Annotated in this window: 12 protein-coding genes; 10 read left to right on the forward strand and 2 right to left on the reverse strand. The window is 28.5% G+C overall.

The window, feature by feature from the left end:
- Positions 1–180: 180 nt before the first annotated feature.
- Positions 181–321 (reverse strand): hypothetical protein, encoded by a 141-nt coding sequence (locus tag RI76_RS03065; RefSeq protein ID WP_161598581.1) that lies wholly within the window; start codon positions 319–321, stop codon positions 181–183.
- A 44-nt stretch (positions 322–365) separates the two neighbouring features.
- Positions 366–518 (reverse strand): hypothetical protein, encoded by a 153-nt coding sequence (locus RI76_RS03070; RefSeq protein WP_161598582.1) that lies wholly within the window; start codon positions 516–518, stop codon positions 366–368.
- Positions 519–1,916: 1,398 nt separating this feature from the next.
- Between RI76_RS03070 and asnS the strand changes: the two genes are divergently transcribed.
- The 10 genes from asnS (at position 1,917) to RI76_RS00545 (ending at position 16,649) form a co-directional block, all read left to right on the forward strand.
- A complete protein-coding gene (gene asnS, locus RI76_RS00500; protein WP_017192165.1) occupies positions 1,917–3,311 on the forward strand; it encodes an asparagine--tRNA ligase in 1,395 nt (464 codons plus the stop codon).
- Between the two features lie 47 nt (positions 3,312–3,358).
- Positions 3,359–4,453, forward strand: coding sequence for an ABC transporter ATP-binding protein (locus RI76_RS00505; RefSeq protein ID WP_017192166.1), 1,095 nt, complete (start codon positions 3,359–3,361; stop codon positions 4,451–4,453).
- The gene (locus RI76_RS00510) at positions 4,454–5,398 is read left to right on the forward strand and encodes a carbohydrate ABC transporter permease (protein ID WP_017192167.1); all 945 of its coding nucleotides are present in this window, start codon (positions 4,454–4,456) and stop codon (positions 5,396–5,398) included.
- Between the two features lie 18 nt (positions 5,399–5,416).
- Positions 5,417–6,331 carry a carbohydrate ABC transporter permease gene (locus RI76_RS00515; protein ID WP_017192168.1) on the forward strand — a complete coding sequence of 305 codons (915 nt, stop codon included), beginning with the start codon at positions 5,417–5,419 and terminating at the stop codon, positions 6,329–6,331.
- Positions 6,315–7,892: an ABC transporter substrate-binding protein gene (locus RI76_RS00520; RefSeq protein WP_017192169.1), complete on the forward strand. Its 1,578-nt coding sequence runs from the start codon at positions 6,315–6,317 to the stop codon at positions 7,890–7,892. Before RI76_RS00515 ends, RI76_RS00520 begins: the two co-directional genes overlap by 17 nt.
- A 75-nt stretch (positions 7,893–7,967) precedes the next feature.
- Positions 7,968–8,930, forward strand: a complete 963-nt coding sequence (locus RI76_RS00525) for a DHH family phosphoesterase (protein ID WP_017192170.1) — start codon at positions 7,968–7,970, stop codon at positions 8,928–8,930.
- 25 nt (positions 8,931–8,955) lie between these two features.
- Entirely contained in the window at positions 8,956–10,326 is a 1,371-nt protein-coding gene (mnmE, locus tag RI76_RS00530) for a tRNA uridine-5-carboxymethylaminomethyl(34) synthesis GTPase MnmE (protein ID WP_017192171.1), read from the forward strand.
- 70 nt (positions 10,327–10,396) lie between these two features.
- The gene (thrS, locus tag RI76_RS00535; protein WP_017192172.1) at positions 10,397–12,322 is read left to right on the forward strand and encodes a threonine--tRNA ligase; all 1,926 of its coding nucleotides are present in this window, start codon (positions 10,397–10,399) and stop codon (positions 12,320–12,322) included.
- A gap of 1,038 nt (positions 12,323–13,360) precedes the next feature.
- Positions 13,361–15,547 carry an ATP-dependent helicase gene (locus tag RI76_RS00540; RefSeq protein WP_026072026.1) on the forward strand — a complete coding sequence of 729 codons (2,187 nt, stop codon included), beginning with the start codon at positions 13,361–13,363 and terminating at the stop codon, positions 15,545–15,547.
- A gap of 58 nt (positions 15,548–15,605) precedes the next feature.
- A complete protein-coding gene (locus RI76_RS00545; protein WP_017192175.1) occupies positions 15,606–16,649 on the forward strand; it encodes a glycosyltransferase in 1,044 nt (347 codons plus the stop codon).
- Positions 16,650–16,918 lie beyond the last annotated feature (269 nt).

Raw genomic sequence — 16,918 nt, forward strand, 5'->3', positions numbered from 1 at the left:
AAAAAAAAAAAAAACAAGTCCCGACGAAAAAGAACTTTTTTTTGTGATTAGTTATTAAATTTTTTGATTATATTAAATTAAAAAAGCTTGTTTTTTTAAAAAGTATTTTTGTGATTTTTTTATAGAAAGTAATTAAAAATTATTTTCTTGGAATAAATTAGGGAAACGTTTTTCTCTGTATTATTGAGGTGTTTCGTTGTTGAAAAAATACGCTTTTTTTTCGTAATTATAATATCTTAAATATTTTTTAAAATCTTTCGCAACAAAAGGTCCTTCTTTGGCGTAAGTTAATTCCCTATTATTGGTCATTTCTTTTATCATATTATCGTAAAAAAACTCTAAAATAAGTTGATTATCAAAATTTTCTATATCATATTCAATATACTTAACACATAACCTAATTTCTCCACTAAATTAACAAAAGGAATACGGAAATACTGATATTCTCTATTGCAATGTAAAATAGTGGTAAAAGGACTATTATTGACACCTAAACGGTTAAAGGGTTTTGATGGCATTGTTTAAAATGCTTTCATTATTCCAAAAGTAAAAAGAAAAAATTTCTTGGTTGTATAAATCCATAATAATGATTAACATCACTTCTCCTTCTAACAAATGAAAGGTTTTGTGAGAGATAACCAATTTATGAAAAGGCTTGTCGACTTGTCAATTACCTTGTAACAAATCAAAACGTAAATATTGTTTATATAAAACTTTCTTTTTCATTGTTAAATCCTTTGCTTTTTTCATAATAACTTTTTATATATCAATATAAGAAATTTTTATAATTACTTAATTTATCAAAAAGCTGCCTTATAAACTATTAAATCTATAATTTCTTTATAATTAGCATCGGAAATAGTCGGCTATTTCATCTAATAAAGTGTAATCTTTCATGCCGCTAATAAACGTAATCAGAGGAATTTTCGTTTTGGAGGTTTTTTCAATGATTTCTCTGCCTTTATGTTCTCCTTGTTTTATATAACATTGTTTTTTCCATTATTTTAAATCGTTGTCATAATCATCTGTATTTTCATATTTTTCATGAATTCCAACATTGTTTTTCGGAGTTAATTGTCGGGGGTGTCTGATAAAACATAATTAGCCCTAAAATAAAACATAATATCAATATGGAAGATGTGTTATAGCGGTTATAATGTATTTTTTATTTATCTCCAATTCTTTGAGTTTCATTTTTTCTTGCCTTTTTTCTTTCTTTGATTATTGTTGAGCAAAAACATAATTAATAGATTCTTGATGTATGCTTAAAAATAATTTACTTTTGTATTTATGTCTCTATTATAGGTTTTTTTGCAATAATTTGAGGGCAAAAATTAATAACATAAAAAACTATATAATGAAGACAATATCGTTGATGTATGCATTTCTCTGCGAATAGATTAATGACCTAATTTCTTTCATTATGGCAAGAAAAGGATTTATTTATCTTCTCTATGATAAACTCTACAGACACATTTGTTAAAGTTAATTCGTGAAAAATAACTTGACAATTATATATAAAATAACTTATAATTTAAGTGAATTATATTTATTTGTTTGCAAAAAAGTTTTTAAATTTTTCCTAATTTTTAATGATTATTAAAACTCTTAAATAGGTAGTTAATGAAATCTTATTATAAAATTAGTTTTTAAAACCTGAATATCGATAAAACAACGTATTTATCTTATATTTGGTATGAAAGAAAACTTTTATCTTTTTTAGTTTGATTTTCTTTTTATCTATTTATGCATTATTTTAATAATTATTGATAAAATGATTCTTTTCCATGGAAACATTATAATTTGATTTGAATAAAAAAATATGATTTGATGATTTTGTTAAGATTCTGATGAAGAATTAAAAAAATTTTTTAAAATGTTAATAATTATTTTATTTTATTGGCGGGAGATAAAAAATGTGTTCTGTTAAAGATATTTATACTGATTATGCTCTTTATTTAAACAAAAAGATCACCATTAATGGTTGGATAAAAAATGGTCGTTTTCAAAAAAAATTTATTTTTATTGATTTAAATGATGGCACTTTTGTAGATGACTTGCAAATAGTTTTAAAAGAATATGAAGGGATTGATTTAAACGAGATTAAAGACTCTTTGACGATAGGAACTGCTGTAAAAGCGGAAGGTGTTTTAGTCGCTACTCCTCAAGCTAAAAAACCTTTTGAATTGTTAGTTTCTCAAATACATATTTTAGGCAATAGTTCTTATGAGTATCCTATTCAACCTAAAAAACATTCTAAAGAGTTTTTGCGTACAGTGGCTCATCTCAGATTAAGAACTAATCTCTTTGGGGCAGTTTTTCGCCTTCGTAACACAGTTTCTATGGCTATTCATCATTTTTTTCAACAAGAAGGATTTATTAACGTGCATACACCCATCTTAACTGGTAGTGATGGCGAAGGAGCGGGTCAATTATTTCAAGTTACAACTTTGGATTTAAACAAAGTCCCTTTAAACGCCAATAAACAAATCGATTATAAACAAGATTTTTTCGGACAACCGGCTTATTTAACTGTAACGGGTCAATTAGAAGCTGAAGCTTTCGCGACCGCTTTTAGTAAAGTTTATACTTTTTCCCCTACTTTTAGAGCGGAAAATTCTCATACTCAACGTCATATGTCTGAATTTTGGATGGTAGAGCCAGAAATGGCTTTTTATGATTTAGGACAGAATATAGCAATGGCTCAAAAAATGCTCCAAAGTGTGATTTCTTATTCTTTAGAAAAGAGTCAAAAAGATTTTGAATTTTTAGATCAAAACGTCGAAAACGGTTTAATTCAAAGATTAACCACTATAGCTACTTTGGAAAAATTTCCACAAATAACGTACGAAGAAACAATTAATCTTTTATTAAAAAGTGAAGTAAATTTTGAACAAAAACCTTTTTATGGCGGCGATTTAGCTACAGAACATGAAAAATATTTAACGGATACGGTTTTTAAAGCGCCTGTTTTTGTGATCAATTGGCCTAAAGAAATTAAAGCGTTTTACATGAAAAATAATCCTGATAATAAAACAGTAGCTGCTATGGATCTTTTAGTCCCTAAAGTAGGTGAATTAATTGGCGGTTCACAAAGAGAAGAAAACTTAGAAGTTTTGCAAGCTAAAATAAAAGCTTTTAATATTTCCCAACAAGACTTAGAATGGTATTTAGATTTACGTCGTTTCGGTACATGCGTTCATTCCGGTTTCGGCTTAGGTTTTGAAAGGTTAATGCTTTATTTAACTGGTTTAGACAATGTTAGAGATGTCATTGCTTTTCCAAGAGTACCGAATAATATTTCTTTTTAACTTTAATAAAAACAAAATCAAAAAAAGGATACTAATAAAAAACGATCATGGGAATTATAATGAAAAATGTTTCCAAAATTTTTACAAATCAACAAACTAAAAAACAAACTTATGCAATTAAGGACTTAAATTTAGAAATTAAAAAAGGCGAATTAGTGAGTCTTTTAGGGCCTTCCGGTTGTGGTAAATCCACTATTCTTTATATGATTGCTGGACTTTTAAAAGTTAATGAAGGGGAAATTTTTTTTGAAGACCAAAATGTGACCCATCTTCCTCCTGAAAAAAGAGGAGTAGGTTTGGTCTTTCAAAATTACTCCTTATACCCGCATATGACAGTGAAACAAAATATTATGTTTCCTTTGCAAAATTTAAAAATGCCTAAAGAAAAAATACAAGAAGAAGTAGATAGAATAGCGGTTTTAACTTCTGTAGAAGAATATTTAGATAAAAAACCAGGAGAACTTTCTGGCGGCCAACAACAAAGAGTCGCTATCGCTCGTGCTTTGATTAAAAACCCTAAAGTGTTGTTATTAGATGAACCTTTATCTAATTTAGATACTAGATTACGTTTTAAAATGAGAGACGAAATTAGAAGAATACAAAAAAAGACCAAAATTACTGCTGTTTTTGTCACACACGATCAAGAAGAAGCGATGTATATGAGTGATAAAATATATGTGATGAATAAAGGTTATATCCAACAAACAGATGTTCCTAGAGAAATTTATAACAATCCTGCCAATTTATTTGTAGCCTCTTTCTTAGGTGTTCCTCATATTAATATTTTTAACGGCAATATAGATGATGGTGAGGTTAAAGTTGGCAATACAGTGCTTTTTAATAAATCACAATTAAAAGGACAAAAAAAAGACGTTCATATAGCTATCAGACCAGAAGGTTATATTTTAGAGGAAAAAGGTATTTTTGAAGTTCAAGGAATAGCGATTGAAAGTCTCGGCAGAGAAACTGTTTTATTGGCTAAAAAATCAGAATCTTTGCATACAATTTTTCAAATTATCATCCCTACTTATAAACAAAAAGAATTGAATTTCGCTCATATTAATAAAACCACCGTCCGTTTTAACATTATGGAACATAGATGCTTTGTTTTTGATAAAACTGATGGTAGTAGGATTTTATAAATGTTAGAAATTGCAGGTCACAAAAAAAATAAACATTGGTTTTATTTAGCTCCTACTTTAATTGCTTTAACTTTGTTTTCTTTTTTTCCTTTAATTAAAAATATCATTATTTCTTTTAATGGCGATTACCAAAAATTTAGCGATTCTTTTAGTAAAACGGACTTATTAAGTTTCCAGAATTATGATAAAGTGCTTCGTGATGTGGAGTTTCGTTACTCTCTTAGAAATACTTTAGTTTTGGTCCTTTTAGCAGTCCCTATTTCTTTAACCTTTGCTTTAGTTATCGCTTTAGCTTTGAATAGCGTTTATAATCATTATTTAAAAGATCTTTTTAAAACTTTTTTCTTTTTACCATTGCTAGCTAATACGGTTATTATGGGCATGATTTTTAGTTCCTTTTTTTACCACAATAACATCCCTTCTATTAATAAGCCAGAAGGCTTATTTAATAATTTTTTAAGTCTTTTTGGAATAAAACCTAAAAATTGGATTAATATTTCTGCTCCTTATATGAATAAAATGTTTGTTATTATTTTTTATAACATATGGTACAGACTACCTTTTAAATTTTTTGTTTTCGTATTAGCTTTACAAGATATTAATAAATCTTATTATGATGCTGCGAAAATTGATGGGGCATCCAAATGGCGCATTTTTATTAAAATAGTATTGCCTTTATTGGCACCAGTGCTTTTTTATCAATTTATTATTGAATTATTGACAATCATGAAAGAATATGAAACTGTTGTCGGAGTTTTCGGTAAAAACGCTGATTATAGAATTCAAACTATTGTGGGTTATATTTATTCTCAAATCAATAGTCCTAATTATAATTCTTATTCTAAAGGTGCAGCAGCAGCTGTTATATTATTATTTTTTTCTGTTTTATTTACAACAATTAGTTTTGTATTACAAAAAAAGAAAAAAATAAATTATCGAAAGTAGATAGCGAAGAAAGAAAAAATGAGTAAAATAAAATCTTTTTTTAAAAACACATGGGAAAAAATACAAAAATTCAAATTGAAGCATAAAATTAATTTTTTTTCTATTATGAAATTTAGTTTTTTGTTTTCAGTTCTTCTGTTTTTGACCTTTCCTTTTTATGTGATGGTTATTACATCTTTAAAAAATAAAGCCGATATAGAAACAAATAACGCTTTAATGTTGCCTAAAAGTTGGGAATGGAAAAATTATCAAGAAGTTTTTCGAATACAAAATTTTAAATTTATTAAATACTTTTTAAACACTTTATTGATGGTTATCATTTCTACCACTTTAGGAACTTTATTCGCTGTTTTGGCAGCTTTCGCTTTAAGTATTTTGAATTTCTCTTTCCAAAAAACTATTGTCGCTCTTTTATTTATAGCGATGATGATTGCTAGTGAAACCTTAGTATTGGCTAATTTCCGTACTATAGCTCAATTGGGGATGGTTGATACTGGCAACGGCGCTTCCTTCCCTTTAGGGGTTACTTTCGCTATGGTGTTACCTTATTTAATTAACGTGGTTCATGTATTTTTAATTATGCAGGCTTTTCAACGCGTTCCTAAAGAATTGTATTATACTTCTAAAATAGACGGTACTACCGATTGGGAATACCTTTGGAAAATATTAATTCCCATCACTAAATCTTCGATTATTGTGACTGTTATTTTTAGAACAGTAGCGGCTTGGAATGCTTATTCTTGGCCAGAATTAGTAGGAGGTCAATTATTAACTAATATGATAAGAAAAACATTTGACGGAGAAAGTGGTATCGATCAGTTGCACCTACAAATGGCGGTTTCTGTTTTGATTAATTTACCATTATTATTAATTTTTATTTTTGCAAAAAAATACATTATATCTGGGGAAAATAAAAGTGGCATCAAAGGATAATTTTAAAAAAAATAGTTTATTTATTGGTTTATTTTTTTTGTCCATCTTTATATTGATTTATATTGCCCATTTGTTCGCTTCACCTAAGGATAAAAAATTTTATCAAAAAGAATATGATGATTTGAAAACTTTAGTTGAAAAACAGTTTAAAAAGGCAGATCAACAACAAAAATATTTCAACGATCCTGATAAAAAGATAGAAATTGTTTTTTGGCATAATTTATACCCAGAAGAAAAAGAGGTTTTAGATAAAGTTATTAAACAATTTGAAAAAACATATCGTAGCATTAAAATTAAAGAAGTTAATAAATCAAACTGGGGTAATATCGCTAAAAGCGTAGCTAACGCATTGCCGGTTAATAAACAACCTAATTTAGTTTTTTCGTATCCCGATCATGTGGAATTTTATTCTAAATCTCATAAGGTAGTGCCTTTAGATATTTTTATGCAAGGAGATGATGCAAACATTAAAGGTCAATTTTACACAACTTATTTGAAAAAAAATACATTAGAACATGGATATGATGGAGGAGAACATTATTACAGTTTCCCTTTTAGCAAAACAACTGAAACACTTTTCTATAATAAAGATATGTTTAAAGACTGTCGCAACGTTTTAAACCGTGACCTTCCAGACGTAGTCATCGATGAAAATGGTGTTATTTCCCCAAAAGATGAATCAAAAGGCTTAACTTGGGAACAATTAGAAATCATTGCCGAAAAAATGAAAGAATTAAAAAAAAACGTAAACGGCTTTATTCCGATAGTGCTCGGTAGCGAAGCAAATTTATTGAATACTGCTTTTCAACAATCGGGAATAAAATTTCCAACAACTCAAAAAGAAGCTGAAGAATTTTTAAGAGGAGAAAAAGTACAAGAAGTCATCAAATATTTTAAAGAAAAATTTTACAATACAGGTTATATGACTACTTCGAAAATGAACGGCGAACAAAAAGCTTTAGATATGTTTTGTCAAAAAAAGAGCAGCATTTTTATTGATTCTACAAGAATGGTTCATAAAGTTCAAGAAAGCGATTTGAAAAATGTAGGTTTATCAAAGGTTCCTTTGTTAACGTTAATGAAAGAAGAATGTAAATATAAAAATGTGATGCAAGGCGCTAATATAAATATGTTTTATTCTTCTGAAAAAGATGAAATGTTAGCTTCTTGGTTATTTTTAAAAACTTTAACTTCTCAAGAAAACCTTATTGACTTGTTAAACGCCACAGGGGGTTTAAACATCACAAGCCCAGATATTTTTAACAAAGTGGACAACAAAATAAATGACCCTTCTAAGTCTAGTCCAATAACTATAGAACCGAATACCCTTCATTTTGCTTCTTTACAATATGCCTACAATAATCAAAAAACAGACGATAAACAAGAAGAAAAAATGTTTTTTGAAACACCTATTTTTTCTAATTCAAACTTTTTACGAACTGTTTTATCCGAATTATTTACTTATGTATTGGCTATTGATCAAAGTATAACAAAGGATGCATTGAAAAACGAAATCAAATCTTTATGCGCACAAGCTGCTACAAGAATAGAGACTAATTAATCTTACATAAAAAACATTAATCATTAATGATAATTAATTACAAAAAACAATGAAAGAGAGATGCTCATAAGCATAATGGATTTTATTAAACAACAAATTATTAATTTTGATACCATTATCATTCACGGACACAAAAGACCGGATGGAGATTGTTACGGTTCTCAATTAGGTCTTAAAGATATTATTCAAGAAAACTATCCTCATAAAAAGGTTTATGCCGTAGGAGAGGTTAATCCTAAAATGGCTTTTTTAGGAGACATGGATTCTATCACAGATGAAACTTACCAAGGCGCTTTATCAATCGTGGTTGATTCTGGTAACGCTAATATTATTAGTGATCAAAGATATAAATTAGGTAAAATGATTATCCGAATAGATCATCATTTATCAATGGAAGAGTATGGCAATTATCAATGGGTAGAACCTCAATTCGCTTCTTGTTCCGAAATGATTTATACTTTTAAAGAATATCATAACTATAAAATAAGTCTTAAAGGAGCGATGCCGATGTATGTAGGAATAGTAACTGATACCGGTAATTTCCGTTTCGATAGGGTAACGGATAAAACTTTACAAATGGCTTCAGAATTGTTGCAATTTGAATTTAACGCTTTTGAGATAGATAAAAAAATCAACACGCAAAGTTTACAAATGTTAAAATTAAAAGGTTATATTTGTGAAAATTTTATCGCCGAAGATGGTTTAATTTATATTCAAATTTCACAAGAAATCATTAAAAAATTTAACTTTAGTATTGATGAAATTTTTTCTATAGTTAATATTTATAGTAATGTTGCAGATTATCCTGTTTGGGCTTTTATCGTAGAGATGTCTAATCAAGAATGGAAATTAAGCATCCGTTCTGCCGGTCCTAAAATTAACCATATTGTAAGTAAATTTGGCGGCGGAGGACATTTAAGAGCTTGTGGTGCTTTTGTGAAATCTCAAGAGAATATTGATGAAATAATTAATTCATTAAAACAATCCATTAAAGAGTTTAAACAAGAAGAAGCCTTTAACATAAGTGCAGAAAGTTAATAAATAAAAAAAGTGTGGTGAAGTCATGTACGAAGAAACTATTGTTGCTATTTCCACTCCTTTAGGAACAGGAGGAATCAGCATTATCAGAATCAGTGGCGCTAAAGCGATCGAAAGTATAGACCAAATTTTCAAAAGTCCTAAAAAAAATTTTACTTTAAAAGAAGTTCCTTCTCATACTATTCATCATGGTTACATTCTAGACCATAAAAGCGATATTTTAGATGAGGTTTTAGTGTCAGTTTTTAAAAAGCCTCATTCTTTCACTGGTGAGGATGTAATAGAAGTGCACGGGCATGGTGGTATTTTAATTACTCAACTTTTATTGGAAAGAATTTTATCCTTAAACATTAGAATAGCTGAACCAGGCGAATTTAGTAAAAAAGCCTTTTTAAATGGTAAAATAGATTTAATCCAAGCAGAATCTATTATGGATTTGATTCATGCTCAAAACGAGCATGCTGTTAAATTATCGCATCTAGGTTTACAAAAAAAAACGTCTGAACTCATAGAAAATCTAAGTAAAGATATTTTAAGTTTAATCAGTAAAATCGAAGTTAACATTGATTATCCTGAATACGAAGATATTCAAATGATGACTAATGATATTATTTTACCAGAAGTTCATCGTTTAATTAAAAGTATGCAAGATATTTTAGATCATTCTGTAACAACGCGTTTTTTAAAAGAAGGTATTAAGACTTTAATTATTGGCAAACCTAATGTGGGCAAATCGAGCTTATTAAACGCTATTTTAGACGAAAAAAGAGCGATTGTTTCTGATATAGCTGGAACTACTAGAGATTTTTTAGATGTACATGTTAATATTAAAGGCATTTCTTTAAATTTAATTGATACTGCAGGAATTAGAGAAACTGATGATCCTTTGGAAAAAATGGGCGTTTTACTGTCTAAAAAATTCTTCAAAGAGGCGGAATTGGTTTTATTATTATTAGATCAAAGTCGTCCTTTAAGCCAAGAAGATAAAGAATTACTAGAAACGACTAAAAACCATCCACGTATTTTAATCGGTAGTAAATCCGATTTACCTTCTGAAATGAATTTTTCTTTTTTAGAAGAAGAAATTGTTTTTATTTCTAACATCACCAAAGAAGGGATTGAACAACTCAAAGATAAAATTTTAAAAATTTTTCAATTAGACCTGATTGAAGAAAAAAACTTTAATTATTTATCTAATTCTAGACATATCCAACAAATGAAAAATGCTTTGCAAGCTTTAAAAAATGTTATTATAGATATTGATCAACAAATTCCGATAGATATTCATATTATTTCTTTAAAAGAAGCTTATGTGGCTTTAGGTTCTATTGTAGGCAACAATATTAATGAAACCTTAATGGATGAATTATTTTCTAATTTTTGTTTAGGAAAATAGTTTTTTTAAACAGGTTTTTATGTATAATTTATAGTATTGAATAAAAGAAAGGACTAGAGTATTTAGCTTTATGATTAAAATACGTTTTAATAATGATGTAATAGAATCTTTTCCTAAAGGAATTACTCCTGTTGAAATCATTCAACAACAAAATTTAAGTTTTTCTACTAAACCAATAGCCGCTTTATTTAACGAAAAAGCGATCGAGTTAAACCGTCCTTTAGAAGAAGATGGCACTTTAGAAATCATGATAGAAAAACATGAAAAAAGTTTGGAAATTTTAAACCATAGTACTGCTCATTTAATGGCCCAAGCGATTAAAAGGCTTTATCCTGAAGCTCTTTTGGTTTTCGGTCCAACCATTAAAGAAGGTTTTTATTATGATATCGATTTTCAAAATTCAGTCGTTTCGGAAAATGATTTTGCGACAATCGAAAAAATGATGCAAACTATTTCACAAGAAAAATTAGCTATTGTGAGAAAAGAAGTTAGCTACGAAGAAGCAGAAAAGTTATTTGCTGATAATATTTACAAACAAACTATATTAAAAAATATTAAAGACCCTATTTTAAGCGTTTATACTCAAGGTGAATTTACTGATCTTTGTCGCGGCATCCATCTGACTAATACTAAATTTATCAAACATTTTAAATTGTTAAAAACATCTGGTTCCTATTTTCAAGGCAGTGTTAAAAACAAAGCTTTAACAAGAATTTATGGTATTTCTTTCTTTCACAGGCTAGATTTGAAAAATTATTTAAATTTATTATTAGAAAGAAAACAAAGAGACCACAAACACATCAATAAAGAACAAAATTACTTTATGTTGTCTCCTGAAGTAGGAGCGGGTTTACCTTTTTGGTTACCTAAAGGCGCTACTATACGTCGTATTTTAGAAAGATATATTGTAGATAAAGAATTATCTTATGGTTATCAACATGTTTATACTCCTATTATAGCTAATACTAAATTATACGAAGAATCAGGACATTTAGAGCTTTATAAAGATAATATGTTCCCTATTATGGAATTAAAAAAAGAAGAAAAACTGGTTTTAAGACCGATGAATTGTCCTCATCATATGATGATTTTTAAACAACAATTACGTAGTTATAAAGATTTACCTCTTAAAATCGCTGAATTAGGAATGATGCATAGATATGAACATTCTGGAGCTGTTTCAGGTTTGCAAAGAGTAAGAGAAATGACCTTAAATGACGCTCATATCTTTATCACTCAAGAACAAATTAAAACCGAATTTGTTAAAATTATGAGTTTAATTTTTGAAGTTTATAAAGATTTTAATATTACGGATTATTTTTTCAATTTAAGCACCAGAGATCCAGAAAATAAAGATAAATATTTTGATGATGATAATATGTGGCATAAATCTGAATCTATCTTAAAAGAAATTTTAAATGGTTTAAACATCAAATATAAAGAGCAAAAAGGTGATGCTGCTTTTTATGGCCCTAAATTAGATGTCCAAGTTTTAACTGCTTTATGCAATGAGGAAACTTTATCCACTATTCAATTAGATTTTCTGTTGCCGCAAAGATTTAAATTAACTTATATTGGTGAAGATAGTAAAGAACATGCTCCTATCGTGATCCATAGAGCAGTTATTTCCACAATAGAACGCTTTTTAGCTTATTTAATTGAACAAAATAAAGGTGTTTTTCCTTTATGGTTAACCCCTTTACAAGTTGTTTTAATACCTGTTAATGCTCAATTACATTTAGAACATACTAAAAAAATACAAGAAATTTTATTGAAACACAATTTAAGAGTAGAAATTAACAATAAAGAAGCTACTTTAGGGTATAAAATTAGAGAATCTCAAAAAACCAAAATTCCTTTCCAAATTGTTATTGGCGATCAAGAGTTAATTAGCAATCGTTTGACTTATCGAGAATACGGCGATAATAAACAAAATAACGTTTCTGTAGAAGCATTTGTTTCGATGTTAAATGATAAAATTCAGCAAAAAAAATAATTTATTTATTTTGAAAAAAGAAATGAAAAAAATTTGCTGCAAGGTATAAATCATAATGAAACCATCTTTAAGGATGGTTTTTTCTTTGTATGGTATCTTTTTTGTGTTTTGCAAATATTGTTGATGCATTAAAACTCTTTTTGGGCTTTAAAATTAATAATTAATGAAGTTGTTGAATAAATTAGTTTAGTTTTTCTTTGTTGATAATTTCTTTTTCTAAAAGCAAATTAGCTATTTTATCTAATAATGACTTATTTTCTTTCATAATCTTCGTTGCTTGTTTACGACAATCATCATCATGGCGAGAAAGATGCCTAAATATCAGCAGATTTAACGAAACTGCACGACTTTCTAATAGTCGAATTCACTGGTTCGGGTCTGATATTCGAAAGAAGTCAGAGTTACAGCAGCAGAACCTGAAAGCGGATTAATTCCAAAATCTAACGGACAATAGGATTTCGCAAGAATAAACCAACGCCACGGAAAAGGACTGAAATAACACTAAGGCAATTAATATATATTTTGATGAGTATATTAAAATCACGACATCTTCGGATTGCAGTCATTAAATCGACAACTTCCTCGCCTAACTGACTAAACGGATTTTGCCTATCCGGTCATTATAACCGGTTAAAAAACCAAAGTCAGCTCGCTTAAAATCGTTTATTTTAGCAGATATTTAGAAGCAACTTCTTATCCCCTAAACCTCACTGGCAACAGTAAAACATGGCGAATAGAGGCAAGGAGACAGCAGACCATAGTAGTAGAGTCATGAAAACTTAAAGCCAATGTTGAAATACATTCGGTGCACCGCCTCATCGCGGCAAAGGCGAAAGAGAAAATTTAAGTTCGCGTTGAGACATTAAGCAGAGGAAACTCATGAATGAGACCAACAAATAAGCAATTATCCTTTATAAAAAGGTAGCTTATTTTGTTATAATATTATTACGTTACAAAGTAGTTATTGTCCATCATCTTTTTGCAATATTACTCTTTTTACAATAAAAAAATCATTTTCACAAAGACAAGAAGGTACTCATGTTGTTAGAAAAATCATGGTTAGAAACATTAAATCCACAACAAAAAAAAGCTGTTATTTATACAGAAGGAGCTCTTTATGTTATCGCTGGGGCGGGAACAGGTAAAACCAAAACTTTAACTAGTCGAATAGCTTATTTAATTCAACATTTAAACATTTCTTATGATAAATTTTTAGCTATTACTTTTACTAATAATGCGGCTAAAGAAATGAAAAATAGGGTGCAAAATATTATCCAAATTCCTAATGCAGCTCTTCTTAATATTTATACGTTTCATGCTTTTGGTTTTCAAGTTTTAAAACGTTTTATCCATCGTTTGTCATACAGTTATGATTCGCGCTTTAATATTGTAGATGATAACGATTCTAAAAAAATTATTAAAGATGTTGTTAAAGCGCTTAATTTAGATTCTGAAAAATACTTGCCTTCTTGTTTAAGAAAACAAATTTATCTAATTAAAACAAAAAATCCTCATAGAAAAGATGCTCCTCCGATGGATCATCATATTGAAAAAATATATAATGCTTATCAAACTTATTTAAAAAATAATAATTTAATCGATTTTGATGATTTAATCATTTATACTTATGAATTATTCTTAAATTATCCTGAAATTAGAACTTTTTACCAAAATAAGTTTCTGCATGTTTTAGTCGATGAATTTCAAGATACTGATTTCCATCAATACCAAATTTTAAAACTTTTAGCCGAAAAACATCATAATTTATTCGCTGTAGGAGATCCGGATCAAAATATTTATTCTTTTAGAGGCGCTAGTAAAGAAAATAACGATCTTTTTGTGCAAGATTTTCAAGCTAAAAAAATTATTTTAGAACAGAATTATCGTTCTACTAATAATATTTTAAAAAAAGCGAATTTATTGATTAAAAAAAATCATAATGGTTTCGGCAAAGAATTAAAAAGTTCTTTAGGTGATGGATCAGAGGTCTTTTTTAACCAATTTATGAACGCTAATTTGGAAGCTGATTTTGTCATTAAAGAAATTGATCGATTAGCGTTAAAAACCAATATCGTTATGGGAGATGTCGCTATTTTATATCGTTATAATACTTTAGAAAGGCTCTTTGAAAATAATTTAATGAAAAAAGGGATTCCTTATAAGATATTAGGCAATATCTCTTTTTACCAAAGAAAAGAAATTAAAGATTTAATAGCTTATTTAAAAGTCTTAATGGATACTGATCAAAATTTTTACCTCCAAAGAATCATTAATGTTCCGAGCAGAAAAATAGGTAAAGTAACTTTTCAAAAAATCGAAGAAATCAGTCAAAATCAAAACCTTTCTTTCTTTACAGCCTTAAACCATTATCCTCCTGATTCCAACATTATCAAACATATTGTTTCTTTTCAAACTTTAATCCAAAAAATGAAAGATAAACTACATTCCCATTCTTTTAATAAATTAGAAGAAATAGTGGATTATGTGGATAAAACAGTTGGTTATTCTGATACTTTAAGAGAAAAGCCGGATTCTTTAGAAACTCAAAACGCTCTAGATTATATCCAAGAATTTAAAAATGTGTTCGCTTCAGCGAACACAGAATTCGAAGGAACTATATTGGAAAAATTAAAACAATTATTAGATCAAATATCTTTATATAGTCAAGATAAAAGAGATGGCGATGATCAAGTTAAATTGGCTACTGTCCACAAAGTAAAAGGGATGGAATTTAAAGTGGTTTTCATTATTGGTTTTGAAGAAAATATTTTCCCTTTAAACAATAGTAAAGATCCTGACGATACTTTTGATTTAGAAGAAGAAAGACGTCTAGCTTATGTCGCTATTACAAGAGCGAAAGAACGTTTATATCTTACTAGTGTCGCGCAAAGAATGAAATACGGGCAATTTGTGAAATTAGAAATTTCTTCTTTTGTGAAAGAAATGAATTTTCCTCTAACTAATCTTAATAATGCTTATTTTAATAAAACTATGAAAATTAGACCATCTAATCCTCATCAAGCTTTTTTATACCAAATAGGCGATAAAGTAGAACATAATACCTTTGGTCGTGGAACAGTCATAGAAATCAAAATGCCTTTAATCACTATTTCTTTTTTGCCTCCTTACGGAATAAAAAAATTAGACATCAAACATCCTTCGTTTAAAAAAGTGGAAAGTTTAGCTTCTACTTTACAAAAACAGAATCATCATTTTGATGAATAAAAAAGGCGGCAATATCTTTTATGTTAGTAAATAATGCGAAGAATTAGAAGGTATAAAAATGAAAATAGGTCTTTTTACAGATTCATATGAACCATTAATTAGTGGCGTTGTGGTTTCTGTTAAATCTTTAAAATTAGGTTTAGAAGCTTTAGGGCATGAAGTTTATATTATCACCCCTAATTCGCCACAAATAAAAGAAGAAAAAGATCCTCATATTATCAGGATCAAAGGTTTGCCAGTTCCTATAAAAGCTTTAAAAGGTTTTTGTTGGGTGGTTAGTTATAAGAAATATCTACCTTTATTAAAAGATCTAAATTTAGATATTATCCATCTACACACTGAATTTGGCATTGGTTCTTTAGCTCTTTATACAGCAAAAAAACTTAATTTACCTGTTGTTTATACTTTTCACACGATGTATATTGAATTCATCGAAATGAACCAAAACTTTTGGTTAAAAATGTGGAAAAAAACTATTATAAAATATTTTGATAAGTTATTGACTAAATATATTTCCGCCGTAGAGGCGGTTATTGTTCCGACCCCTAAAGTGCTTAATTTTTTACAAGAGCGTTATCCTATCGAAAGTAATTATCACGTTATTCCTACTGGTTTTAATTTAAAGCTTTTTTATCAAGAAAATATATCTTCTGAAGAACTTCGCCAATTAAAAGAAAAACTAGGTTTAAAAGATGATTTTATTTGTCTTTATGTAGGCAGATTATCTGAAGAAAAAGAGATTAATTATTTAATCGAAGGTTTTACTGTGTTTCATCTTAACCATCCTCAAAGTAAGTTTGTTATTATTGGCGATGGCCCAGATAAAATTAATTTAACCAAAAAAGTTAAAAAACTCGGTTTAACTGATAAAATAATTTTTTTAGGTTTTGTGGCTTATCAACAATTGGGTTTATATTATCAATTAGGCGATGTTTTCCTTAATGCTTCTTTATTTGAAACACAAGGATTAACTTATATTGAAGCTCTGGCCGCTTCTTTGCCTTTGTTAGTGCGTTATGATCCAGTGTTGGAAGGTGTTATTCAAGAGGGCGAAAATGGTTTATTTTACCACACTCAAGAAGAATTAATAAAGAGAAGTTAACTCTTTTATTTCAAGCCCCTCAAGAAAGGCAAAAATTAGCTCTTAAAGCTAAAGAATCAGTCGCCATTTATAGTCAAGAAATATTTGCTCAAAAAATCATCCAAGTTTATCAACAATCTTTAGTTCATTATCAAAAAGAAATTTCGGAACCAAACAACTATTAATGTTTTTGGTCCAAATTTCTTTTTTACTATAAAAACGGACTTTTTCCTTAAATTGATACTTTTTTTATAAAATAAAAAGAAAAAAGATTTTTATATGTAGCAGAT

This window comes from Milkweed yellows phytoplasma str. MW1 (assembly GCF_000309485.1).
In the GTDB taxonomy this organism is placed as follows: Bacteria; Bacillota_I; Bacilli_A; order Acholeplasmatales; family Acholeplasmataceae; genus Phytoplasma.